This is a genomic window from Polaribacter pacificus, assembly GCF_038024035.1.
Lineage (GTDB): Bacteria > Bacteroidota > Bacteroidia > Flavobacteriales > Flavobacteriaceae > Polaribacter > Polaribacter pacificus.
In genome coordinates, this window is record NZ_CP150664.1 from 1,744,776 (window position 1) to 1,770,719 (window position 25,944).

A 25,944-nucleotide genomic window follows, 5' to 3' on the forward strand; every position below is an offset into this window, starting at 1 on the left:
TTCTAATTTTCTTTTTCTATTCTAAACCCAACGTTCATGACTCCTTCTAGGTTTGTTCTTTCTTGTACACTACCTGATTGAGCCATTGCTTGGCGTATCGCCAAAGTATAGTCTCCACTTGATGAAAATACAAAATTTGGCTTGTACAAAAACTTATGCTCTTTAATTGTTGTAAATCCTTTTCCTAAAAGCCTACCGCTAGCATCAGCCATATCATATTGCAAGGTGTCTACAATTTTCTTGCCATTTGGATCAAGTAACTCTGATATTAACACTATTTTATTAAATTTAAATGTGTTGTTATTTCTTATGTTTATAAACACGTTGTTTTTTGCTAACGTATCTGTAATCCGAAAAGGCAAAACTACTGTATCTGCTTTGTTCCATCCGTTTTGAGAAATTGTTTGATAAGAATCATAAACTCTTTTTGCATCACAGGCAGAAAAACAGAACAGGCACAAAATCCCTAAAAAAAAACTGTTATTGTTCGCTCTTTTTCTCGTTTCCACCTTTGCTCTTTGGTTTTTTATAATTTCTTCTTGGTTTAGGCTTCGGTTTTCCTTCTTGATTTCCTTGCTTTTGTGCAGCATTACCAACTGCTTCTTTTGGCCCTTTTTTAAAAGGCTGCTTTTTTGCTGGTCCTTTTGAATTAGAATCCGTAGTTGCTGCCACTGCCTTCCCTTTGTTTCTTCTATTTTTATTTCGATTGTTCTTGTTTCTGTTTCGTTTGGGTTTTGGCGCGTCAAAACGGGTTAAACTATCCTGACCTACAACATTCTCAAAATCAATTTTAACTTCGGCAACCAAATCAGATTCATAGTCTTCTAATGGAGCAGCCTCTTCGTTATTCTTATTTAAAGCAATAATTTCATTTACCTGCTCTAAAGTTAATTTATACCATTTAAAACTATTGTCTTTATACGTATACCAAAGCAATTGCTTAAAGATGTCCATTTTAACAAAAACAGCAAGGCCATTTTCTGTTTTAAGAGCTAAATCTTGTTTTGGAAAACTTTTTAAAGCATCTAAATAGGTGTCTAACTCAAAATTTAAACAGCACTTTAATTTACCACATTGTCCCGCTAACTTTAATGGGTTTAATGAAAGTTGTTGATAACGTGCAGCTGCTGTGTTCACTTTTCTAAAATCAGTTAGCCAAGTAGAACAACACAATTCTCTACCACAAGATCCAACACCTCCAAGTCTAGCTGCTTCTTGTCGTAAACCTACCTGCTTCATTTCTACTCGAATAGAAAAGGCACTTGCCAAATCTCTAATCAGCTGTCTAAAATCTACACGGTCATCCGCAGTATAATAAAAAGTGGCTTTGTTTCCATCGCCTTGATATTCTACATCAGACAATTTCATCTTAAGCCCCAAACGACTAATGATTTCTCTTCCGCGTTTTTGGGTTTCTGGCTCTTTTTCTCTAACAGCCTGCCATTGATCTATATCTTTTTGTGTAGCCTTTCTATAGATTTTAAGGATTTCCTCACTGTCTGCTTTAATGTTTTTCTTTTTTAACTGCACTTTGACCAACTCACCTCCTAAAGAAACGGTTCCAACATCATGCCCAGAAGAACTTTCTACAGCAACAACATCGCCCATAGACAGCGTTAAATTTTCTGTATTTTTAAAAAAGTGTTTACGCCCATTCTTAAAACGGACTTCAAAAATGTGAAAAGGAGCTTCGCCGTTAGGCAAAGTCATATTAGACAACCAGTCAAAAACATTTAATTTGCTTCCGCTTCCACAAGAACCGCCTGTTCCACAATTTCCATTGCTTTTACAACCGTTTGGGACGCCGTCTTTTTTTGTTGAGCAACTAGTACAGCTCATAGAATGTATATATTTTTTAAAAAACAAAAGTGCTTTTTCTGGCAGCTCTTGTTTTTATTGGGTTCTTAAATAATTTGACTATCAACTTAAAGTTGACGAATCTGTAAATATACGCATTCTCAAAGAATGAGAAAACAAGATGATAAAAGTTATCTCACCTGCGTTTTATTTGATTATTTACCAAATATCGTTTGTGAATTTGATTAATTTTAAATCAATTTAGAATTCGTCTAGCTTGAATTAGAATTCGTAAAAAATTTACTTTTTTGAGCATAAAAAAGACCTCAAAATTGAGGTCTTGTTTTAATATTTAGTTGTTTTACCTCTTAAAAGTCAACACTTCAGATCTTCCTTTTTTAAAGATTTTATTACTATTACCTTTTCCTTTTCGAAGTTCTTTTTGTTCTTCGAAAGGCAAAGCTGCTATTTCTTTACATTCATCAGAACAGCATGTGTTCATTTTTTCTGAACAGGATTTACATTGAATAAACAACAAATGACAAGCTTCATTATCGCAGTTTACATGTTCATCACAGGGTTCTCCACATTGATGACAATTAGAAACAACATGGTCAGAAATTTTTTCTGCTCTTCTGTGATCAAACACAAAGTTCTTTCCTAAAAATTTATTTTCTATGCCTTCTTCTTTTACTTGACGGGTATACTCAATAATTCCTCCTTCTAATTGAAAAACATTTTTAAACCCTTTGTGTTTGTAGTAGGCAGATGCTTTTTCACAGCGGATTCCACCAGTACAGTACATCAATAAGTTTTTATCCTCTTTATTGTCTTTTAAATCTTCTTCAATAATGTCTAAAGAGTCTCTAAATGTGTCCACATCAGGAGTTACAGCGCCATCAAAATGACCAATTTCACTTTCGTAATGATTTCGCATATCAACACAAACCGTATTTGGGTTTGCCAACATTTCATTAAACTCTTTTGCGTTTAAATGAATTCCTTTATCAGTAACATCAAAGGTTTCATCATTAAGACCATCAGCAACAATTTTGTTTCTAACTTTTACTTTGAGTTTTAAAAAGGATTTATTGTCTTGCTCAACGGCAACATTTAAACGAATGTCTTTTAAAAATGGAATCGCATCCAATTGCTCTTTCAACTCTAACATTCTATCCGAAGGAACAGACAATTGTGCATTAATTCCTTCATAAGAAACATAGATACGTCCTAAAACATCCAATGCGTTCCACTCAAGGAATAATTTATCTCTAAAAGTTTGTGGGTCTTCTATCTTGTGGTATTGATAGAATGAAATGGTTAAACGATCCTTTCCGGCTTCGTCAATTAATACAGCGCGTTCTTTAGCGCTTAACTTATTGTACAGTTGCATGCTATACTTTTTTAGTTAAACAATAATTAATAGGCGCAAAAATACAGTTTTTTATAGAAATAGCCTTTTTATTGCGTTTAATACTTAACATTTCTACCCTTTTTGATCAAATTTAAACACAAGTGTGTTTTAACGAATTTTAAAGATACAACCAATCAAATTTTTCATAATCTTTGCAGTCACAAATTGAATCTAAAATGAAAGTAGCAATCGTAGGAGCAACCGGGATGGTAGGAAATGTAATGCTAAAAGTATTAGCAGAACGAAACTTTCCGATCACAGAATTGATTCCTGTAGCCTCACAAAAATCTGTTGGAAAAACAATTCCGTTTAATGGAAAAGAATTTACCGTTGTTAATTTGGCAACTGCCGTTGAAATGAAACCAGACATTGCTCTGTTTTCTGCTGGTGGAGATACTTCTATGGAGTGGGCTCCTAAATTTGCAGCAGCAGGTACAACTGTAATTGATAATTCTTCTGCCTGGAGAATGGATCCAACTAAAAAATTGGTAGTTCCAGAAATTAATGGCGATGTGTTAACTTCTGAGGATAAAATTATTGCAAACCCAAATTGTTCTACCATTCAATTGGTCATGGCTTTAGCGCCATTGCATAAAAAATACCAAATGAAACGCGTGGTTATATCAACCTATCAATCAGTTTCTGGTACTGGAGTTAAAGCCGTACAGCAACTAGATAATGAAGAAGCTGGTGTTGAAGGAGAAATGGCTTACCCACACAAGATAGGAAGAAATGCATTGCCACATTGTGATGTGTTTTTAGAAAACGGCTATACCAAAGAAGAAATGAAATTGGTTAAGGAGCCAAAGAAAATCTTGCGAGATGATACTTTTTCTGTAACGGCAACTGCTGTTAGAATTCCGACAGCAGGTGGGCATTCAGAAGCGGTAAACGTTCAGTTTGAAAATGATTTTGACCTCTCAGAAGTTCGTCAAATATTAAGTGATACCGATGGAATTGTAGTACAGGATGACCTTGCAACAAACCTATATCCAATGCCTATTACAGCACATGAAAAAGACGAGGTTTTTGTTGGAAGAATCCGCAGAGATGAATCACAAGAAAATACACTTAACTTATGGATTGTTGCAGATAATTTAAGAAAAGGAGCTGCAACCAATACTGTGCAAATAGCAGAATATTTAGTTGCCCATAAGTTGGTCTAAAATAAAACAGGATATAAAAAAATCCCGAGTGTTCGCTCGGGATTTTTTTATTTTGTTACTTTTAAAACATCTGCAATAATTCGTTCTAATTCTGCTTTTGGCAAAGCGCCATTGGCCATCTGAGGAGCTTCTCCCATTGGACAAAAAAGCATTGAAGGAATACTTCTAATAGCAAAAGCAGCCGCAAGTTCTTGTTGAGCTTCTGTATCTACTTTATAAATAGTTAAAGCATCTCCGTACTCTTCACTTAATTGCTCCAAAACAGGGGCAATCATTTTACATGGACCACACCAATCTGCATAAAAATCAATAATGGCAGGAACAGATCCTTCAAAAGTCCATTCCTTGTTTTTTTCATAATTAAAAACCTTCTCTAAAAAGGTCTCTTTTGTTAAATTTTCTGTCATTTTATAAGTCTTAATCTTACAAAGATAGTCGTAAATTATAAACAAAAATTACAACTTACAAACCAAGACATTGTTAATTTGCTCTTTTTTAGTATCTTAACAGTACTTATTAAATACTAATTTAAACTTTTTAATTATGAATTCTAATGTACAAATGATTTTGCGAGTTGTTTTGGCTCTTGTCCTTTTGGTTTTTGGTTTTAACAAATTCTTTGGCTTCATCCCTATGGATGCTCCACCAGAAGGAAGTTTTATGGATGCACTGATAAAAACGGGCTATATGATGCCACTGATTGCGGTTTCAGAAATTGTCCCTGGGTTTTTACTGTTGATGAACAAATGGAAAGGCTTTGCCTTGGCTTGGTTGGTTCCAATTTCTGTTAATATTGTTGCTTTTCATCTAGTCTTTGATATGAGCACTATTGCTCCAGCAGCATTGGTTGCACTACTAAACGCAGTGTTAATTTATGCAAATTGGGAGCGTTTTAAATCGCTCTTTTAAGTAAATTTTTACTAAGCACTTTAAAAAGCCTCTTAGCTATATTTAATAGGAGTTTTTTTGTAGTAACTTTGAATATATGAACAGATTAAAAACAATATATATATGAAAAAATCAATAAAAAAAATCGTTTTGTTTTCTACCGTTTCTGCGATGGCAATGTTCGTTTCTTGTAAAGATGAACCAGCGGCAAAGACCCCGGGGATTGAAGTGGCTAATATGGATACTTCTACTTCGCCAAAAGAAGACTTTTTTAGATATGTAAACGGTCAATGGCTTGACAAGACAGAAATCCCTGCAGACAAAACAAGATGGGGGAGTTTTAATGAGCTACGACAAAAGACAAATGATGATGTTTTGTCTATTTTAAACGAGGCCATTGAGCAAGGTGAGTTTCCAAAAATAAAAGATGCCCAAGGAAATGAAATTGATTCTGACCAAGAGAAAGCAGTAAATTACTATGCGACCATTATGGATACTGTTGCTAGAAACAAGCAAGGTATAGCCCCATTACAACCCTATTTGGCAAAAATTAATGAGCTTAAAAATTTAAAAGATCTTCAAGAATTGCTAGTCAATTTTGCACCTATCGGAGGAGCCGGATTTTTTAATGTTAGAATTTCAAATGACCTAAAAAACAGCAGTGAATATACTACCTATGTGGGCCCAGCTGGATTGGGTTTGTCTAGAGATTACTATGTAGATCAAGACGAAGACACCAAGAACAAACGCCGCCTTTATGTTGCTCATATTGCAAAAATGTTCAAAGCTTTTGGAGACGATGAAAAAACTGCAGCTCAAAACGCACAAAAAGTTTTTGATTTAGAATACAGTTTGGCAGAACCACAAATGACAAAAGAAGAGCGCAGAGATACTCGAAAAAGATACAATCCTGCTAGCATTAGTGAACTGACAAAAATGACTCCAGCAATTAATTGGTCTAAATACCTTGACGAACTTGGTCTTAGCACTGTTGACAGAGTAATTGTTTCAGACCTCAATTATATGAAGGCGATGAATGCTGTTTTAAAAAATAGCAATATCAATGATATTAAATTGTATTTGCGTTGGAACATCATCAACAGAGCTTCAAGTCGATTAACTACCGATTTAGAAAGAATGAGCTGGGAGTTTTACAGCAAAGAAATGAGTGGTGCAAAACAGCAATTGCCACAAGATGAGAGAGCATTAAACTCATTAAATGGTGCTGTAGGCGAAGCCTTAGGTAAGTTGTATGTAGAAAAAATGTTTCCTCCAGAAGCAAAAGAGAAGGCAAAAGAAATGATTGCAAACGTAATGTTGGGCTTTGAAAAAAGAATCAACAGTTTGGAGTGGATGAGTGATGAAACAAAGAAAAAAGCATTAGAAAAATTACACAAACTCAACGTAAAAATAGCCTATCCAGATAAATGGAAAGATTATTCAGCTTTAGAGATCAAACACACCAAAGAAGGAGGTACTTATTTTGATAATACCATGGCACTTTCTAAATGGAGATTTAATGAAAACATTAACAAACTTGGTAAACCGGTAGACAGATCAGAGTGGGGAATGAATCCACAGACAGTAAATGCTTATTTTAATCCAGTAAACAATGAAATTGTATTCCCTGCAGCTATTTTACAAGCGCCATTTTACAATTACAAAGCCGATGAAGCGGTAAATTACGGTGGTATGGGTGCTGTGATTGGACACGAGATATCACATAGTTTTGATGACTCAGGTTCTCGATTTGATGGTGATGGTAACTTAAGAAACTGGTGGACACCAGAAGATCTAGAGCAGTTTACAATCTTAGGAAAACAATTGAGTGCTCAGTTTAGCAAAGTTGTTGCTATTGATGACGTACGTTTAAATGGAGATTTTACCTTGGGTGAAAATATCGGAGATTTAGGAGGGTTAAAAGCTTCTTTTGAAGGCTTAAAGATTTTTTATGAAAAGAATGGTAAGCCAGGAAAAATTGACGGATTTACTCCAGAGCAACGCTTTTTTATGTCTTGGGCCACAGTTTGGAGAACCAAAACAAGAGATGCTGCTTTGAAAAACTTAATCAAAACAGACTCGCATTCTCCAGGACAGTACAGAGCTTATATGCCACTGCAAAACATTGACGAGTTTTACGAGGCATTTGACATTTCAGAAAATGACAAGATGTACCTAAGCCCAAAAGATCGTGTTAGAATTTGGTAATCTTTATTTTTTAATCCGTTAAAAACAACTTTTTAACTACAGAAATTTTTAATTTAGCCGCGAACTACAAAACAGTTCGCGGCTTTTTTTATGTTAAAAGTAGAGGCAGTTTCTTTTGGGTATTCTTCTGCAAAGAGGACCCTTCAAAATATTGATTTTTCATTACATAAGGGTAATGTTTTATGTGTGATGGGAGAAAGTGGTTGTGGAAAATCTACGCTGCTTAAAGTTATTTACGGTTTATTAGATCTTGATCATGGAACTATTTTTTGGGATGATATTGAAGTTTTAGGCCCAGCACATCATTTGGTTCCAGGCATGCCTTTTATCAAACATGTGGCTCAAGATTTTGATCTAATGCCCTTTACTTCGGTTTCAGAAAACATTAAAAAATTTTTATCGCGTTTTGACCCAGAAAAAAGCGAAGAAAGAACCCAAGAGTTACTCAAGGTTATTGAAATGACCGAATTTGCGAATGCCAAAGTAAAAACCTTAAGTGGTGGACAACAGCAACGAGTTGCCATTGCAAGAGCACTGGCCAAAGAACCGGCTTTAATTTTACTCGATGAACCTTTTAGTCAAATAGATAATTTTAAGAAAAACTCTCTTCGAAGAAATCTATTTAGCTATTTAAAAGAAAAAAATATTGCCTGTATTATTGCCACACATGATGGGGATGATGCACTCTCTTTTGCTGATGATATCCTAGTGCTCCATAAGCAAAAAATACTAGCAAAAGGAACTCCAAAAGAGATGTATGGCAATCCAAAAAACAAATACATTGCAGCCTTGTTTGATGATGTAAATGAACTGCTAGTCAATAATAAAAACGTATTACTGTACCCTCATCAACTAAAAATTGTTGAAAAATCAGCCATAGAAGCTAGCGTTATCAACTCTTATTATAAAGGTTCTCACTGGCTTATAGAGGTGCAATATAGAGATCAACCGCTCTTTGTTAAGCATGCTGTTGGTTTGCAATTAGGACTCAAAGTCTTTCTGAAAACTGATAAAATAGACTAACATTCACGAGTGTTTATCACAAAACTGAGATAATACTTATGTCCTTTCCATTAAATCTAATAAGCTCATTTTCTTTTTTTCCCAACAATAATTTGCCAATCGGAGAAGAAACTGAAACAGCAAAATAAGGTTTACCATCAACCACAAGTTGCCCAGCGCTAATACTTAAAAAAAAGCTTGCTTGGTTGGTTGTTACCAAGCTTCCTAAATGTGCAATGTTTGATTTTTTAGCAAGATCAATTTTTGCTAAGGTCTCTTGCATTTGTAGGATTCCTTTTAGTTGTTGCCCAGCTTTTTCCATTTCTAATTGCAACATCGCACGCCCGGTTTCATGCTTATCACCGGCAGAACTTTTGGTTTCTGATTGCAGTCCTTTTTGATTGGAAGAAATAATGTCTTCGACGGTTTGCAAACGCTTGTTTACAAAGGCCTCACACTGATTAAAAAGTTCTTGTTTTAGTTTCATAAGATTTCTCGATGAGCTTGTCTTGAGCAGCGTAGAACGGCTCGTAATGATATTACGCTATTAAGTCTGCCAATTCTTTACCAACCAAACTGCCAATGGCGATTCCCATGCCCCCCAAACGAACTCCGCAATACACATTTGTGCCTACTGGTTTTACGATGGCTTTTTTCTGATTTCCAACACCCATAATTCCGCTCCAGGAGTGGTCAATTTCAAAAGGGGTGTTGGGTAAAATCGTTTCTTTCAACATCCTTTTTAACTGATCTTGAATGATTGCTGTTTGCCCAAATTCTGTGGTTTCTTCTGTTTTAAAATCCAGATTTCTTCCGCCGCCAAATAAAATTCTATCATCAATATTTCTAAAATAATAATAGCCCTTATCTAAGTGAAAGGTTCCTTTAATAGGTAGATTTTTAATGGGTTTGGTAATGATGACCTGCGCTCTTGCGGGTTGCACATTTTCTTTTAAGAGTTGTTTTGCAAATCCGTTGGTTGCGATAAAAAATTTGTTGGTTGTAAACTCAAGTTGATTGGTTTTTACAGATACCTGATCACCGTGTTCTACAAAACTTTTGACGGTAATCGTATTGAGAATCTTGACGCCTGCTTTTTGTACTTTTAAAAGCAACTCTGTGACCATTTTTCCGGTATCTATTTGGCCTTCAAACTGATTGACACTATACCTTGGTTCTATATTTTGAAACTTAAATATATTCTCTGATTCTGAAAAAACGTCTTGCTTAAAGATTGGATAAATGAGTTTATTTATCTGATGCTTTTTAGATGCAGATTCTTCAAATAATTGCTTGTTTAAAAATAACTCAAAGCCTTTATGCTGTTGAAAACCGATGTTTGCATCTCCTAAGTTTTCTCTTAAAAGTTGCAATCCTTCCCAGCGTTTTTTTACCAAATTAAAAATGGCTTCTTCTGTATGGGTTTTTAAATCATCGACCAGTTCTGACAGGCTTCCAAAACAAGCAAATCCTGCATTTTTAGAACTTGCTCCTTGCGGCAACATGCCTTTTTCTAGGACTAAAATCTTAGCTTTTGGGTATTTTTTCTTGAGCTGTAAAGCGCAATTTAAACCCACAATTCCGCTGCCAACGATTGTAAAATCAACCTTAGAAAACCACTCTTTAAGCTCCCAATAACTAAAGTTCATTTGCTAGATATTTTTTTCAAAACACAAACTATTTACAACGCCTTCATATTGTCCATAGTTTATACTCATTCGTTTGTAATTGCATTTTTGATATAATTTTACCGCTTCTACTTGACGCTCTCCAGTTTCTAAAATACATTTTTTATATCCTAATTCTTTTGCCCAGTTTTCTAGTTCGTTCAAAATTTTGGGCGCAATTCCAAAACCTCTTTGTTCTGCAGCTACAAACATTCTTTTTACCTCAGCTCTATCAGCATCAAAATGCTTGATGGCGCCACAACCTACAGGAACCGTGTCTAAATAAACTACAACAACATGTTTTATCACATCAATATGATTATACTGATTGTAAAAATCGTGATCTTCTCCATCGGTAATTTTTAAATACGCATCTAAGTCTTTAACCAAGTTGATAAAGTCATTATTTTTAGAGTTGGTGCGGATTATTGTCGTCATTAGAATTCAAATTGTAATTGTACCCAAACAGGTTCTTTCTTTTCGGTATCTAAATTAGTAAAAGAAATGCCTAACAAACGAACCGAGTTGGATAATTTTTCTTGAAAGAGTAAATCTTTTACCAAAGGCATAAACTCCTCTTGAGTTTGCATAAAATCTGAAGCCGTTTTACTTCTGGTTTGTTGGGTAAAATCGCTGTATTTTATTTTTAAGGTAATGGTTTTTCCTTTAGTTTGAGAATGCTGCATTCTTTTTTCGAGCTCTTTTGCAATGACGTTAAGGCGCTCTAGCATATAAATTTCTGATGAAATATTTTCATTGAAAGTTCTTTCTGCTGCAATTGACTTTCGAATTCTATTGGGCTTAACTTCACTTTTGTGCACACCTCTTACAATATGGTAATAATGTGAGCCAGATTTACCAAAAAGTGTTGTTAAGTGCTCTAAACTGTGTTGCTTTAAATCCTTTCCTGTAAAAAACCCTTGACTGTGCATTTTTGCCGCAGTTACCTTTCCGACTCCATAAAACTTCTCTACGGGAAGCTTTTCTAAAAACAAACAAACCTCTTCTGGATTGATGGTTTTTTGCCCATTAGGTTTGTTTATATCTGATGCAACCTTGGCTATAAATTTGTTTATAGAAATACCTGCAGAGGCCCTTAAGCCTAAGTTATCGTATATTTTTTGTCTAATTTCTTGAGCGATCAAACTCGCAGAAGGATTTCCCTTTTTGTTGATGGTTACATCTAAATAGGCCTCATCCAAAGACAGTGGCTCTACCAGATCTGTATACTCGTAAAATATTTCGCGAATCTGTTTCGAAATTTCCTTGTATCTAGAAAATCTCGGTGGAACAAAAATTAAATCTGGACATAATTTTTTAGCCAGGGCTCCAGTCATTGCAGAGCGAACACCAAATTTTCTAGCCTCGTAATTAGCCGCAGAAATCACCCCTCTAATTTCATTTCCACCAACAGCCAAAGGGACACCAACAAGAGTTGGATTGTCTAACTCCTCCACCGAAGCGTAGAAAGCATCCATATCTACGTGTATAATTTTTCGAAAAGGAGGTGCTAGTTTCATCATTCAAAAATAACGAAACTGCCTTCATTTTTTTAAAAAAGCAATCGACAATTTTACTACTTCAGCTAATTGAGTCGAAAGTGCTGGCTCATGCCAAGGATGAGAGGTGTTAAAAACATGATTGGCCTTTTCAATCCTATTAAATTGACTTTTTGGATTCCATGAATGAAGTTGGATAGCTTCATCAATCAAAACAGAAGAGTCTTGGGTTCCATGCAATATAAGATACGGTATTTGTAAATTAGAAACAGCTCTTTTAATAGTCAAACGGGTTTCATTTTCTAAAAAATCTTCATAAAACTGATAAAAATGTGGCATGTTTTGCTTGGTTCTTCCATTCAACACATATTTTACACCGTCCTTTTTCCACTGATCAAGATTGCCAGAAGTTGCTGTTCTTTTTGCTAGATCACAGACTCCTGCCAATGAAATTACCTTGCTTACTCTAGTATCTTCTTCAGCCTTGATGGTTACGATACCACCTCCGCGACTGTGGCCCATTAATGATAGCTCTTCTACGTTTAGTTCTTCTTGAATCTCTGGATTGGTAAAAACCCAATCAATAACCGTTTTTAAATCATCTAGTTCTTTAGTGTAATTATTGTTCCCAAAGGCTTCTAGATCAGGAAAATCAATAGGTTGATTTACGGTTCCTCCATTGTGAGAAAAATTGAATTTCACAAAGAAAAACCCCGCATCAGCAAAAGCTTTTGCCATAATATTCCACGCTCCCCAATCTTTAAACCCCTTGTAACCATGGCAAAAAATAAGCACAGGTTTTGGCTGCTTGTTTTGGTTTGCAAAGACATCCAAAACAATAGGTTTATGATTTGGTCCTTTTAGTACGATGTTTTTGGTTTCCTTTATTTTTTAAAAATAAAAAAAGCGCATCAAATAGATGCGCTTTTTTTTATATTTAATAGGTTGCTGTTTATACAACTCCTTGATCCAACATAGCATCTGCTACTTTTACAAAGCCTGCAATGTTTGCTCCTTTTACATAATCAACATAACCTCCATCTTGCTCACCATAGGTTACACAAGATTGGTGAATACTGTTCATGATTCCATTTAATTTTGCGTCAACTTCTTCTCTAGTCCAGCTTAAACGCAAAGAGTTTTGACTCATTTCTAAACCAGATGTAGCAACTCCTCCTGCATTTGATGCTTTTCCTGGAGCAAATAAAATTTTAGCTTTTTGAAAAGCTTCAACTGCTTCTGGAGTCGATGGCATGTTTGCGCCTTCTGAAACACAAGTACAACCGTTTGCAATCAATGTTTTTGCTTCATCACCATTCAATTCATTTTGAGTAGCACATGGCAAAGCAACGTCACAGTTTACAGACCAAGGTCTTTCTCCAGCTACAAATTTTGCAGATGGATATTTAGTAACATACTCACCAATTCTTCCACGACGAACGTTTTTAATTTCCATCACAAAAGCAAGCTTTTCTGCATCGATTCCGTCTGCATCATAAATATATCCAGAAGAGTCAGACATCGTCACTACTTTTCCTCCAAATTCAGTGGCTTTTTGAGTTGCGTATTGTGCAACGTTTCCTGATCCAGAAACAACTACGGTTTTCCCTTCAAAAGAATCTCCTTTTGTTTTAAGCATGTTCTGTGCAAAGTATACATTTCCGTATCCTGTTGCTTCAGGTCTAATTAATGAACCTCCCCAAGATGCACCTTTTCCGGTTAACACTCCTGTAAATTCATTTCTCAAACGCTTGTATTGACCAAACATATATCCTATCTCTCTTCCTCCTACACCAATATCACCAGCAGGAACATCAGTATTCGCTCCAATATGACGAGACAATTCTGTCATAAAAGATTGACAAAACTTCATTACTTCATTGTCTGATTTTCCTTTTGGATCAAAATCAGAACCTCCTTTTCCTCCACCCATAGGTAAAGTTGTAAGAGAGTTTTTAAACACTTGTTCGAAGCCTAAAAATTTTAAAATTGATAAGTTTACTGATGGGTGAAAACGCAAACCTCCTTTATAAGGACCAATCGCTGAGTTAAACTCAACACGGTACCCACGATTAACCTGAATTTCTCCCTTGTCATCTAACCAAGGAACTCTAAACAACAATGTCCTTTCTGGTTCTACCATTCTTTCTAACAATTTTTTCCCTTGATATTTTGGGTTGTTTTCTATAAATGGAATGACAGTTTCTGCAACCTCATGTACTGCTTGCAAAAACTCTGGTTCATTAGAATTACGTTGTTTTACGTAATCCATAAAAGCATTTATTTTAGATTCCATAATTTAAATCTATTTTTTTAGATGTTAATATTTTATGTTAAATAACGGGGCAAAGATAACTATTTTTAAAATCTATTTTTTTAAAAAAGATGGTTTATTTTCATTTATGGTTATTTTTCTCAATCGATTTCGCTAAAGACTTTCTCTAAGGTTTTGAACTCTTAAAGAATCGTATGGAAAAATTGATTTAAAAATCTTAAATTTGCCATCTAATTATTGGAAACATAAAATGTTAGACAAAGTAAAAGAACTGATTGGTGAAGTTGAGGCTTTTAAAGCAAGCTCAAAAGAAGAAATCGAGGCGTTTAGAATAAAGTATTTAGGAAGCAAGGGCTTATTAAAAGAGTTGTTTGCTGAATTTAAAAATGTTGATGCTGCCATGCGTAAAGATTTTGGTCAAGCATTAAACAATTTAAAGAATGCTTCTGAAAACAAAGTTTCGGCTTTGCAACAGGCCTTAGATAATTCAGTAGAGGAAAATGCTTTTTATGGTGATTTAACACGTCCTCATGAGCCAATAGAATTGGGTTCACGCCACCCAATATCTATCGTTAAAAATCAAATTATTGAGGTTTTTAATAGAATTGGATTTACCGTATCTGAAGGTCCTGAAATAGAGGATGATTGGCATAATTTTACCGCCTTAAACTTGCCAGAATACCATCCAGCAAGAGATATGCAGGATACATTTTTTATAGAAAAAAATCCAGACACATTATTAAGAACTCATACATCTTCTGTACAAGTTCGTTATATGGAGAACAATAAACCTCCAATTAGAACTATTTCTCCAGGAAGAGTTTTTAGAAATGAAGATATTTCTGCAAGAGCTCATTGTATTTTCCATCAGGTAGAAGGTTTATATATTGACACTGATGTTTCTTTTGCTGATTTAAAACAAACACTTCTATACTTTACCAAAGAGATGTTTGGTAAATCAAAAATCCGTTTACGCCCTTCTTATTTTCCGTTTACAGAGCCTAGTGCAGAAGTAGATATTTACTGGGGGTTAGAAACAGAAACAGACTATAGAATTACCAAAGGAACAGGTTGGTTAGAAATTATGGGTTGTGGTATGGTAGATCCTAATGTATTAAAAAATGCTAATATTGATCCAACTAAATACTCTGGTTACGCCTTTGGAATGGGAATAGAGCGTATTGCTATGTTGTTGTATCAAATTCCTGATATCCGTATGTTTTATGAAAACGATGTTCGTTTTTTAGAGCAGTTTAAATCCGTTCTATAAACACTACAAAATCTATTTAAAGCCGATATTTCTATCGGCTTTTTTAGTTACTATTAAATTTACTTCGATTAGTTCGGTTTATTCCGAACTAATTATTTATCTTTGCAGTCCAAATTTACTGTGAAGGTCTCAGTGACCTCTATAAACAGTACTAAAACTATTAAAAATGAAAGAAGAAATCTGCGAAGAAAAAATGCGCTTAGTTGAAAAATTAGGAGTGCATTTAGAAAATAGAGAACAGTTAGCTCCTGTCGCTGCACGTATTTTATCTTATATAATTCTAACAGGCAAAAAAGGTACAACCTTTGAAGAAATGGTTAACATTCTTTGCGCAAGTAAGAGTACCATTTCTACACATCTCAATCATCTACAAGATTTACACAAAATAGAATATTTTACAAAAACTGGAGATCGTAAAAAGTACTTTGTTATTAATAAAGACTCTATAGTCCAACATATTGATGATTTAATAAATGAGTGGCAAGAAGTAAGAGAACTTCATCTAGAAATAAAAAACTACAAAGAAGTTCTTAATACTAAGAAGATAAAAAAAAATGAAGAAAAATTTGATTTAAATTTTCACAACGATTATATAAAATTTTTAGATGAAGCATCTACCTCAATCAAAGAATTAAAACTAAAATTAATAAACAACCATTTCGATATTTAAAATAAGATTTAAAATGAACAATAAATTATTCACATTAGTAGTACTAAGTATATTTTTCTTGGTTAGTTGCGCAACCGATGAAGCACAAAAAACTGCTGTAGTACAAGCTCCCGCACCATCTTTCCCTGTAACTAAATTGATGACTAAAACAGTCATTAGTTATCAAGAATACCCAACAAATATAGAAGGTATTATAAATAGTGATGTTAGAGCAAAAACTTCTGGCTACATAAAAAAAGTATTCGTAGATGAAGGACAAAAAGTTCGCAAAGGTCAAGTTTTATTTGAATTAGAAACACAATCCTTAAGTCAAGATGCTGGCGCTGCAAAAGCGCGTATTAATGTTGCTCAAGTTGAGGTTGATAAATTAATTCCACTTGTAGAAAAAAATATTATTAGCCCAGTGCAATTAGAAACCGCCAAAGCAAATTTAGCACAAGCTAAAGCCAATTATAGTAGCATTAATGCTAATATTGGTTACGCAACTGTTAAAAGCCCTGTAGATGGTTATGTTGGTGCCATTCCCTTTCGTGAAGGATCTTTGGTAAGCGCAACAAACCAAATGCCATTAACCACCGTTTCCGACATTAAACAAGTATATGCGTTCTTTTCAATGAATGAAACGGAATATTTAGATTTCCTTCAAACTACTGAAGGGAAAACCTTAAAAGAAAAAGTTGATAATGTTCCAGAAGTGCAATTGGTATTAGCAAATGGATTTGATTATCCTGAAAAAGGAAACATTCAAACCGTAACAGGGCAAATAGACCCAAACACAGGAACCGTAAGTTTTAGAGCCATTTTTGATAACCCGAATCAGTTAGTTACTAATGGAAATAGTGGAACCATAAGAATTCCTGTAGTATATGAAAATGCTGTTATAATTCCACAAGCAGCAACCTTTGAGCAACAAGGACGTATTCTTGCTTATAAAGTAAGTGAAGATAACAAATCTATTGCTACTGTTATAAAAATAAAAGGTGAAGTTGATAATTTATATGTTGTAGAGTCTGGTTTAAAACAAGGCGATAAAATAATTGTAAAAGGTATTGGAAAACTCAAAAATGAAACACCTATACAACCAAATGAAGTTGTGTTTGATAGTGTTGCAAAACCAATTAAACCTTTATTTCAATAATAACATCTTAATTATTAATTATGTTAAAAACATTCATTGAAAGACCTGTATTATCTACAGTTATTTCTATCATTATCGTTATACTTGGAGTTTTAGGTTATAATGCTTTACCCGTAGAACAATACCCAGATATTGCGCCACCAACCATTAAAGTAAGAGCTAGTTATCCAGGAGCTAGTGCAGAAACCATTCTAGAAAGTGTTATTATTCCTATTGAAGAACAAATTAATGGTGTAGAAGGCATGACCTATATTACCTCTTCTGCAACAAATAATGGTACGGCAGATATTACCGTTTATTTTGACCAAAAAACAGATCCAGATATTGCGGCTGTAAATGTTCAAAATCGTGTATCTCGTGCCAACCCATTATTACCTCAAGAAGTTGTACAAACTGGAGTTATTACACAGAAACAACAAACATCAGCTTTAATGTTTATGTCTGTATATTCAGAAAATCCAGATTACAATAGCACTTATGTTCAAAATTACTTGAAAATTAACGTGATTCCAACATTGCAAAGAATTAATGGTGTTGGAGATGTTAATGTATTTTCTCAACAAGATTATGCTATGCGTGTTTGGTTAAAACCAGAAAAATTAGCAGCTTATCATTTAATTCCTTCCGATATTCAAGCAGCGCTTCGTGAGCAAAGTTTAGAAGCATCAGCAGGTTCTCTTGGGCAGAATAATGGCGAATCATTTTCATATAACATTAAATATAGTGGTCGTTTTAAAACCGAAAAACAATATGAAAACATTATTGTTAAAGCATTAGATAATGGACAATATTTGCATCTAAAAGATGTTGCCAAAATTGAATTAGATGCGCAATCTTATGGTTCAATTGCCCAAACTAATGGTTTTCCAAGTATTAATATGGCAATCTATCAAACGGCAGGTTCTAATGCACAGGAAATCATTACTCAAATTAAATCTGAATTAAATCGTCTTGAAAAAGATTTTCCTAAAGGCGTAAAAGCTTTTATAAATTACGATACCAATGACTTTTTAACAGCTTCTATGAATAAGGTGCGTAATACACTTTTAGAAGCTTTTGTTTTGGTATTTCTTGTGGTATTTATCTTTCTTCAAGATTTTCGTTCTACTTTAATTCCAGCTATTTCGGTTCCAGTTTCTATTATTGGTACTTTTTTCTTTCTTAATTTATTTGGTTATTCCATTAATTTATTAACTTTATTTGCATTGGTTCTTGCCATTGGTATTGTGGTAGATGATGCTATTGTGGTTGTAGAAGCCGTCCATGCCAAAATTGATGATGGCGAGAAAAGTGCCAAAAAAGCAACTTTAGATGCCATGCATGAAATATCTGGTGCCATCATTTCAATTACCTTGGTTATGGCAGCCGTATTTATCCCAGTTACTTTTGTACAAGGACCAACAGGGGTTTTTTATGAGCAATTTGGTGTTACATTAATTGTGGCTATTTTAATTTCAGCAGTAAATGCATTGACTTTAAGTCCAGCATTGTGTGCGCTATTCTTAAAACCTCATGACGGAAATGAAAAAAAGAAAGGTTTCATGCAACGTTTTTATGCAGCTTTCAACAGAGGCTTTAACGCAACAACAGAACGCTACGGAAGGTCTTTATCGTTTTTATATAATAATAAATGGGTTACTGTAGCTATATTGGTTTTGGCTTCTGTTGGTATTTGGTGGTCTGCAAGTACAACATCTACTGGTTTTGTACCAGATGAAGATAGAGGACTAATTTTTATTAATGTAGAGTTACCACCAGGAGCTTCAATTGATAGAACCTATCAAGTTACAGAAGAAATTTTTGCAAAAGCTAATAAACTTGAAGGTATACAAGGTATTTCATTAATCAATGGGTTTAGTTTAATTAGTGGTTCAGGTAGTAATTATGCCTTAGGATTTATAAAACTGAAAGATTGGTCAGAACGTGACGAGAGCCAAAGTAGTGCTGCCATTACTGGAAAAATGTTTGGTATTGCAGCAGGAATTCCCGAAGCAAATATCATCTTTTTTACACCACCAAGTATTCCAGGATTTGGATTATCTGCTGGTTTTGAAGTCAATCTATTAGACCGTTCTGGAGGTGAGTTTACGGAGTTAGACCAAGCCACACAACAGTTTATTGGTAGTTTGATGGAACACCCAGAAATACAATACGGACAATCGTCATTCAATACCAAATATCCACAATACGAAATGGAAATTAATGTGCCTTTAGCTAAAAAATCTGGTGTTCCCATCAGTAGTATTTTCTCTACAATGCAAGGGTATATAGGCGGTGTTTACGCTGCAGATTTTGCACGATTTGGTAAACAATATCGTGTATATATGCAAGCATTACCAGAAGATAGAGCAGATAAAAGTGCTTTAAATGAATTATATATAAAAACAGGAAATGGAGACATGACGCCTATTACACAGTTTATAACTTTAAAGCGTGTATTTGGACCACAATCTGTAACTCGTTTTAATTTATACAATTCCACAAAAGTATCTGGAGCTGCTAATCCTGGGTTTAGTACTGGAGATGCCTTGGCAGTTGTTCAAGCCGAAGCTGCAAAGTTACCAAGTAATTATGATGTGGCTTACTCAGGGTTATCTCGTGAAGAGGTTAATGCCAGTAACCAAACCGTTATAATCTTTATGCTGTGTATTATATTTGTATACTTCTTATTAGCAGCACAATATGAAAGTTACTTATTACCTTTGGCAGTTATTTTATCATTGCCTTTAGGTGTATTTGGTGCGTTTTTATCAACTAAAATATTTGGATTAGAAAATAACATCTATTTCCAGATTGCCTTAATTATGTTGGTTGGTTTGTTGGCGAAGAATGCGATTTTAATTGTAGAATTTGCCATACAACGTAGACGAAATGGAGAAAGCATTGTAGATGCAGCAATTCATGGTGCCAAAGCACGTTTACGTCCAATTTTAATGACTTCTTTCGCTTTTATTCTTGGATTAATGCCATTAGTATTAGCAAAAGGTGTTGGTGCCGAAGGTAACAGATCTATTGGTACTGGTGCTGCAGGAGGAATGCTTATAGGGACTGTTTTAGGTGTGTTTGTAATTCCTATTTTATTTATACTATTTCAGTGGTTACAAGAAAAAGTTTCTAGTAAACCAGCAGTTATTTCTCAACAATATGAAGACTAAACAGATGATTTCAATTATAAAAAACAAAAAACTTCACAAAGGGGCAATACTCGTTGTAATGGCTTTTACAATACAGAGTTGTTTTGTAGCCAAAGACTATGTTAGACCAACAGTAGAAGAAACAGATAACTTGTACAGAACAGATAATTTGCCATCAGATAGTATTTCTATGGCAGATGTGTCTTGGAAAACTTTATTTACAGACAGCTATTTAAATCAATATATAGAAGAAGGTCTTCAAAATAATATTGATATCAGAATTGCAATTCAACAAATAGTTGCTGCAGAGGCCTACCTAAAACAAGGTAAAGCGGGTAATTTACCAACCTTAAATGCATCAGGGTCTGCCAGTAGATCTTATATTTCTAGTAACGGACAACAGGGGGCTATTTTAAGTAGTCTAGGGACAGATCATATCGATCAGTTTGAGTTGTCTGGAGCACTGTCTTGGGAAGCAGATATTTGGGGAAAAATAAGAAGTAATAAAAGAGCATTTGCTGCAAGTTATCTACAAAGTGTTGCGGCGCATCAAGCTGTAAAAACACAGTTAATTTCTACCATTGCTGCTAATTATTACCAACTTTTAGCCTTAGATTCTAAATTGCTAATTACCCAGCAAACAATTGAAGCTCGTAAGAACAGTGTTGAAACTATTAAGGCTTTAAAAGAAGCAGGTTTAACAAATCAGGTTGCTGTAGATCAGAATATTGCTCAATACAATAGTGCAAAAGCTTTAGAAGTAGATCTAGAAACTGCTATTTTTAAAACAGAAAATACCTTGAGTATTTTGTTGGGAAAATCACCTCAACATTTTAAAAGAAGTAGCTTAGGCAATCAAAAAATAGAAAGCTCATTAAAACTTGGGGTACCTTCTAACTTGTTAAGCAACAGACCTGATGTGATGTCTTCAGAATACAAATTAATACAAGCCTTTGAACTTACAAATGTGGCTAAAAGTAATTTTTATCCTTCTTTGACTTTAACAGCGTCCACTGGTTTTCAAAGTTTAAATGTTGATAATTTATTTAACGGAAACTCACTCTTTGCAAATTTAGCAGGTGGAATTACCCAACCTATTCTAAACGGTAGAAAAATAAAAACTCAATATGAAGTTGCTAAAGCACAGCAAGAACAAGCGCTTTTGAACTTTAAGAAATCTTTATTAACTGCGGGTAATGAAGTGTCTAATGCTTTGTTTGCTTATCATTCTGAAACAAAAAAATATACTTTTAGATTAAAAGAAGTAGAGGCATTACGCAAAGCAGAACAAAATTCAAATGAGTTGCTTAAAAATGGTTATGCAACCTATTTAGATTTATTAACCGCTAGACAAAGTGCTTTAAATGCAGAGTTAAACATTATAGACAGTAAACTGCAACAGTTATTAACTATTGTAGACTTATACGAGGCTTTAGGTGGTGGATTAAAATAATGATTAGTAAAATGGTTAGTAAACAAGATCTTATAGAGTGTTCTATTAAGAATTTTATCAAGTTTGGAAGCAAGCGTTTTTCTATGAACGAACTTGCTTCTGAACTGGGTATTTCTAAAAAAACCATTTACAAGCACTTTAAAACAAAAGAAGAACTTATAGCTAAAGGTCTTCGTTTGATTATCGATAAATATTTACATGATGTAGATAAGGTTCTTAAAACCAAAGAAGATCCTATTGAAAAAATAGTCCTAATTCAAGAAAAAAGCTTTCAATACTTAAATTATTTTAAGCCCGCTTTTTTACACGGAATCAAGAAGTATTACCACAATGCAGATGAGGTTTTCCAAAATTTTAAAGACAGTTTTATAAAAAACACTCTAAAACCTTTGCTTGAAGAGGCTAAAGAAAAAGAGTATCTTCGCAAAAATTTAAACATCGATTTGTTTTGCAATTTGTATTTCACAAAATTAGAAAAACTAGTGTTTGAGCCTATTAATCTTTTTGAATTATATAGTATCGATGAGGTTTTTGAGCATACAATTATAAATAGTTTAAGAGGTTTTATTACAGAAAATTACAAAGACACAAACACGTTGTTTTCTTGATTATTTTTTATGAAAAAAGACATTAAAATCCCAGAAGTTACCGATGTAGAAATCGCTGTTGTATATGAGTTTAACAACGAGTACAAAACAGATGATTGGAATATTTATATCATCAACAAAAAAAATATAGATTTAGAACTGGTTGTCATTGTTTCTCAAGGATTTAACCAAACAAAGGCCACATCAATATTGCGAAAAAAAATCGACAAATTGCCGGCAAACTCTTTTGCAAAAGTAGAGTTTATACAACCTGAATTGTTTAAACTACACAATCGTTTTCACGTAACTTTTTTTGAAGGGAACACCTTGCATGAAAAAACATTTCTCTTTGAAAAAGACACCGTTAAAGAAGGTGCTCTACGCATGATTCCTGAGTTAAACAAACGAGGAATTTTAGCCAGTTAATCTTCTTCATCTCACAATGCATGAGCTTGTTTATTTATTCATTCTTTTTCCTACATCAATTAAACCTTTAGGAAAATTCAATGTCAAAAAAACAAAATTAAAAAATGAGAAAATACACAACGTTGCTACTATTGTTTTTAGGGATATAGATATAGCTTGTTGCACAAGAAAAAATAACACATTTAACAGCGTCAAAAAAAAATCGACAGAAAATTCAAATACAATGCCTCCTTTTGCAAATCAGCTAAAAAACATGGATGAAATGACAACAAGAAATAATCAATAAAAAGACTTGCGGCAATCTGTAAAATTTAAAAGGTGTTTGTAGGGAACGAATCCTATACAAACACCTTTTTTTGGCTTCCTACTACAGCAGGAATCCGTATTTCTTTATATTATCTTATTGTTTTTTAGGCAATGCTACACGAGTTGGAGTGTCTTTACCGCTAATGATGGTTTTACTACTAATGGCAATCGCTTTGATAATCTCGGCCATATTGTTCATATCAAGCTTTTCAATTTCATCACTTTGTTTGTGATAATTTGGCTCATCATTTGGTTTTTCATCCATTTTAGAAGTAGAAATGGTATGAGCAGGAACTCCTAACTCTGCTAGGGTTGCATTGTCACTACGGTAAAATAAATTTTGTTTTGGATATGGATCTGGTTCAAAACGAAACTTAGAACCCTCTAAGTTTTTTTGTAATATTTCTCCCATACTACTTCTTTCAAAACCTGTAATATAAGCGCTGTTGGTTCCCCATTTGCTATCAGTTCCGATCATTTCTATATTAAACATGGCCATTACCTGATCAGGGTTAAGTTGTTGACTAAAATAACGACTTCCAAAACCACCAATTTCTTCGGCAGTAAAAGCAACAAAAATTAAAGTACGCTCATTGTCTTTAATCTTGTTAAAATATTTTGCAAGCATCATAACCGCTGTTGTTCCAGCTGCATCATCGTTTGCTCCGTTGTAAATACTATCTTTATTTGCATCTGGTTTACCGATCCCTAAATGATCATAATGAGCTCCAAAAACTACGTATTCATCTTTCTTGCTCTTCCCTGGTATGACCCCAACAACATTCTTTAACTTTTGTTCTGTAATTTTATTGGTTACATGAAGTTGTATGGATGAAGGCTTGGTATTGTTTGTTAAAATAAACAATTGTGAAAATGTTGATGGAAATTTAGCTCCTCCTGTAAATCTTGAAATTCTCTTAAAGTTGTTTTCATGAGATTTGTCTATCAACACCAATACATTTTTCTGTGCTCTAAATAAAGGATATACTATTTGAAAAAAATTAGCGCCTTTTTTTACTGTTACTATTTCATAGTCTGAAAGTGAATCTACATGTAATTCCTTTTCTGTAGAGTTAACAGCCACATTGGTTAAATTTAAAACTTCTTTATCTAACTTACCCATTGCCTCACCTGCACTTGATTTGACCATGGTAATATGCTGAAAGAAAGAATCATTATCTCCAAAAAATTCTAAGTTACTTTCCTCAAAATTTGCTGCGATAAAATCTGCTGCTTTGTCAATTCCTGGAGTAAAGGTCTTTCGTCCTTCCATCTCATCAGAAGAAAGAATTCTTTCTATGCGTTCAACTTCTTTTGCGTTGATAATTTGGTCGATGTTTTCTGTACACGAATAAAAACTGCTGGTACAAATTGCAATAGCTAATAAAACTGTTTTTTTCATTGGGTTGATTGTTTATGCTTTTTTAAGCACTGATTAATTGTATAGTTCACTGTGTTTAAGCAAGACAGTATAGGCTTGCCTTCTAGTTTAGTTAGTAAATGTATAAAAATATAGCTGAAATTTAAGTTTGTCAAAGGTTTAGCTTCATATTAAACTAAAAAACCAATTAATAAATACAAGATTGTGGTAATCACTCCACCAACAAGTGCATAAGGTAATTGGGTTTTTACATGATCTATATGATCACTGGCAGAGGCCATTGAAGAAATTATAGAGGTATCTGAAATCGGCGAACAATGATCTCCAAAAATACCACCACCCAAGGTTGCTGCTACAACAATAGTGATATCAGCCCCATGAATGTTTGCCATCGGGATAGATATCGCCATCATTATGGCAAAAGTTCCCCAAGAGGTCCCTGTAGAAAAGGCAATAAATGAGCTGATGACAAAAACCACTGCAGGTAACAGTTCTGGCGAAAGCCATTCTTTGGTCGCATTGGCAACATAGACTCCTGTTTCTAATTCTTTACAAGCATCGCCTATGGCAAATGCCAACAACATTAACAGGGCTAATGGCATAAGCTCGCTGATTCCTTTAAGAGTTAAATCTACCGCTTCTTTAGGCTTCATTATCCCTTGAATAAAATACATGCTTATGGCTACTAATAAGGATGCAATAACCGCATACAAAACAGAAGAAGATCCTGATCCGTTTCCTATTGCTTGAGAGATCTGATCTAAAAATGAGGTCGATGATTTTACACTATCCCACCCGGTATAAATTAAATTAATTGGCATCATAAAAACCATGACACCTAAAGGAACAATCATATTATAGGCTTTTGCCTTAATTCCTTCTTTTGGCGGAAAAGAAGTCACAGCATCAGAAACCATCGGTGTGGATCCTTCGTTCATTAACAACCCGGTTTCTCGAGTTCGCTTTTCTGCTTTTTTCATGGCACCCCAATCCTTTTTAGTAAAAATGACGATAAAGACGATGGCGATGGCCAAAAGCGGGTAAAAATTATACTTAATAGAACTCATCATTACAGAAAATGGTTTGTCTATTCCCTGGGTAAGCAACAGGCCCATAATAAAGGCTCCCCAAGCATTAAATGGAATTAAAATAGAAGAAGGTGCCGAGCTAGAATCTGCTATGTACGCCAGTTTTTCTCTCGGTATTTTTAGTTTGTCAAAAACAGGTCTGTATAAAGTTCCAACCGTTAAAGAACTAATGCTGGTTTCTACAAACAACAACAAACCCGTTAGGGTTGCTAGAACCTGTACCACAACTCTGCTATACCCAACTTGCTTTTTTTCTACTCTTTCAATAAGTTTGTTTAAAATATTAATAAAGCCCTCTACCCCTCTTGAAAACTGAATAAAGATCAAAAGCGCTCCTACTAAGGCACTAAACATAATGGTTCGGGTATTTCCTTCTGATTTAAAAACATTGACCATCCCTTCTATCATCGCCAAGGTTCCATCCAAAGGATTCCACCCTTTAATAATCAACCAAGAAAACCAAATACCAAATAATAAGGCAATGTAAACTTGTTTAGTTCTTAAAGCTAAAATAATGGCAATGATGGGAGGCAACACTGATAGAAATCCGTAATCCATAAGTTCTTTGTTTGTCC

General features: G+C 34.3%; 23 protein-coding genes. 11 read left to right on the top strand and 12 right to left on the bottom strand.

Translation table 11 applies throughout. From position 1 onward, the window contains the following. Positions 1-2: 2 nt before the first annotated feature. From WHC90_RS07935 to WHC90_RS07945, 3 genes are all read right to left on the bottom strand, one after another. On the bottom strand, positions 3-509 hold the full coding sequence (locus WHC90_RS07935; RefSeq protein WP_188597941.1) for a gliding motility lipoprotein GldH: 507 nt from the start codon (positions 507-509) through the stop codon (positions 3-5). Continuing rightward, the gene (locus WHC90_RS07940) at positions 481-1,839 is read right to left on the bottom strand and encodes a PSP1 domain-containing protein (RefSeq protein ID WP_188597942.1); all 1,359 of its coding nucleotides are present in this window, start codon (positions 1,837-1,839) and stop codon (positions 481-483) included. The genes WHC90_RS07935 and WHC90_RS07940 overlap by 29 nt, the downstream gene beginning before the upstream one ends. Positions 1,840-2,158: 319 nt before the next feature. Continuing rightward, positions 2,159-3,190 (bottom strand): rhodanese-related sulfurtransferase, encoded by a 1,032-nt coding sequence (locus WHC90_RS07945; RefSeq protein ID WP_188597943.1) that lies wholly within the window; start codon positions 3,188-3,190, stop codon positions 2,159-2,161. A gap of 197 nt (positions 3,191-3,387) precedes the next feature. On the opposite strand from WHC90_RS07945, the gene WHC90_RS07950 reads away from it, so the two are divergent. Continuing rightward, on the top strand, positions 3,388-4,377 hold the full coding sequence (locus WHC90_RS07950; RefSeq protein ID WP_188597944.1) for an aspartate-semialdehyde dehydrogenase: 990 nt from the start codon (positions 3,388-3,390) through the stop codon (positions 4,375-4,377). 47 nt (positions 4,378-4,424) lie between these two features. Here the strand turns inward: WHC90_RS07950 and trxA are convergent, their stop codons facing one another. Beyond that, positions 4,425-4,784 carry a thioredoxin gene (trxA, locus tag WHC90_RS07955; RefSeq protein WP_188597945.1) on the bottom strand — a complete coding sequence of 120 codons (360 nt, stop codon included), beginning with the start codon at positions 4,782-4,784 and terminating at the stop codon, positions 4,425-4,427. A gap of 136 nt (positions 4,785-4,920) precedes the next feature. On the opposite strand from trxA, the gene WHC90_RS07960 reads away from it, so the two are divergent. The 3 genes from WHC90_RS07960 to WHC90_RS07970 all read left to right on the top strand — a co-directional run bounded on the left by WHC90_RS07960 (position 4,921) and on the right by WHC90_RS07970 (position 8,496). After that, entirely contained in the window at positions 4,921-5,286 is a 366-nt protein-coding gene (locus WHC90_RS07960; protein WP_188597946.1) for a DoxX family membrane protein, read from the top strand. Positions 5,287-5,388: 102 nt separating this feature from the next. Beyond that, the gene (locus WHC90_RS07965) at positions 5,389-7,473 is read left to right on the top strand and encodes a M13 family metallopeptidase (protein WP_188597947.1); all 2,085 of its coding nucleotides are present in this window, start codon (positions 5,389-5,391) and stop codon (positions 7,471-7,473) included. A 90-nt stretch (positions 7,474-7,563) separates the two neighbouring features. Continuing rightward, positions 7,564-8,496 carry an ABC transporter ATP-binding protein gene (locus tag WHC90_RS07970; protein WP_188597948.1) on the top strand — a complete coding sequence of 311 codons (933 nt, stop codon included), beginning with the start codon at positions 7,564-7,566 and terminating at the stop codon, positions 8,494-8,496. Positions 8,497-8,512: 16 nt separating this feature from the next. Here WHC90_RS07970 and WHC90_RS07975 read toward each other — a convergent pair whose 3' ends face one another. The 6 genes from WHC90_RS07975 to gdhA form a co-directional block, all read right to left on the bottom strand. Next, a complete protein-coding gene (locus WHC90_RS07975; protein ID WP_188597949.1) occupies positions 8,513-8,962 on the bottom strand; it encodes a 3-oxoacyl-ACP synthase in 450 nt (149 codons plus the stop codon). A gap of 52 nt (positions 8,963-9,014) precedes the next feature. Continuing rightward, a complete protein-coding gene (locus WHC90_RS07980; RefSeq protein WP_188597950.1) occupies positions 9,015-10,124 on the bottom strand; it encodes an NAD(P)/FAD-dependent oxidoreductase in 1,110 nt (369 codons plus the stop codon). A gap of 3 nt (positions 10,125-10,127) precedes the next feature. Next, the gene (locus WHC90_RS07985) at positions 10,128-10,580 is read right to left on the bottom strand and encodes a GNAT family N-acetyltransferase (protein ID WP_188597951.1); all 453 of its coding nucleotides are present in this window, start codon (positions 10,578-10,580) and stop codon (positions 10,128-10,130) included. After that, complete coding sequence (gene dinB, locus WHC90_RS07990) at positions 10,580-11,662, bottom strand: DNA polymerase IV (protein WP_188598590.1); 1,083 nt, start codon at positions 11,660-11,662, stop codon at positions 10,580-10,582. The genes WHC90_RS07985 and dinB overlap by 1 nt, the downstream gene beginning before the upstream one ends. Before the next feature lie 24 nt (positions 11,663-11,686). Then, a complete protein-coding gene (locus tag WHC90_RS07995) occupies positions 11,687-12,475 on the bottom strand; it encodes an alpha/beta hydrolase family protein (RefSeq protein WP_373284657.1) in 789 nt (262 codons plus the stop codon). Positions 12,476-12,593: 118 nt separating this feature from the next. Further along, positions 12,594-13,937: an NADP-specific glutamate dehydrogenase gene (gene gdhA, locus WHC90_RS08000; protein ID WP_188597952.1), complete on the bottom strand. Its 1,344-nt coding sequence runs from the start codon at positions 13,935-13,937 to the stop codon at positions 12,594-12,596. Positions 13,938-14,166: 229 nt separating this feature from the next. Between gdhA and pheS the strand changes: the two genes are divergently transcribed. The 7 genes from pheS (at position 14,167) to WHC90_RS08035 (ending at position 22,594) form a co-directional block, all read left to right on the top strand. Beyond that, on the top strand, positions 14,167-15,186 hold the full coding sequence (gene pheS, locus WHC90_RS08005; RefSeq protein ID WP_188597953.1) for a phenylalanine--tRNA ligase subunit alpha: 1,020 nt from the start codon (positions 14,167-14,169) through the stop codon (positions 15,184-15,186). Between the two features lie 166 nt (positions 15,187-15,352). After that, a complete protein-coding gene (locus WHC90_RS08010) occupies positions 15,353-15,856 on the top strand; it encodes a GbsR/MarR family transcriptional regulator (protein ID WP_188597954.1) in 504 nt (167 codons plus the stop codon). Positions 15,857-15,869: 13 nt separating this feature from the next. Next, entirely contained in the window at positions 15,870-16,994 is a 1,125-nt protein-coding gene (locus WHC90_RS08015) for an efflux RND transporter periplasmic adaptor subunit (protein WP_188597955.1), read from the top strand. 20 nt (positions 16,995-17,014) lie between these two features. Then, positions 17,015-20,149 carry an efflux RND transporter permease subunit gene (locus WHC90_RS08020; RefSeq protein WP_188597956.1) on the top strand — a complete coding sequence of 1,045 codons (3,135 nt, stop codon included), beginning with the start codon at positions 17,015-17,017 and terminating at the stop codon, positions 20,147-20,149. 4 nt (positions 20,150-20,153) lie between these two features. Next, positions 20,154-21,581 carry an efflux transporter outer membrane subunit gene (locus WHC90_RS08025; protein WP_188597957.1) on the top strand — a complete coding sequence of 476 codons (1,428 nt, stop codon included), beginning with the start codon at positions 20,154-20,156 and terminating at the stop codon, positions 21,579-21,581. Then, complete coding sequence (locus WHC90_RS08030; RefSeq protein ID WP_340818932.1) at positions 21,581-22,189, top strand: TetR/AcrR family transcriptional regulator; 609 nt, start codon at positions 21,581-21,583, stop codon at positions 22,187-22,189. Before WHC90_RS08025 ends, WHC90_RS08030 begins: the two co-directional genes overlap by 1 nt. 9 nt (positions 22,190-22,198) lie before the next feature. Next, positions 22,199-22,594, top strand: a complete 396-nt coding sequence (locus WHC90_RS08035) for a hypothetical protein (RefSeq protein ID WP_188597959.1) — start codon at positions 22,199-22,201, stop codon at positions 22,592-22,594. A gap of 400 nt (positions 22,595-22,994) precedes the next feature. Here WHC90_RS08035 and WHC90_RS08040 read toward each other — a convergent pair whose 3' ends face one another. Continuing rightward, complete coding sequence (locus tag WHC90_RS08040; RefSeq protein WP_188597960.1) at positions 22,995-24,302, bottom strand: M20/M25/M40 family metallo-hydrolase; 1,308 nt, start codon at positions 24,300-24,302, stop codon at positions 22,995-22,997. A gap of 149 nt (positions 24,303-24,451) precedes the next feature. Next, a complete protein-coding gene (locus tag WHC90_RS08045; protein WP_188597961.1) occupies positions 24,452-25,927 on the bottom strand; it encodes a Na+/H+ antiporter NhaC family protein in 1,476 nt (491 codons plus the stop codon). Positions 25,928-25,944 lie beyond the last annotated feature (17 nt).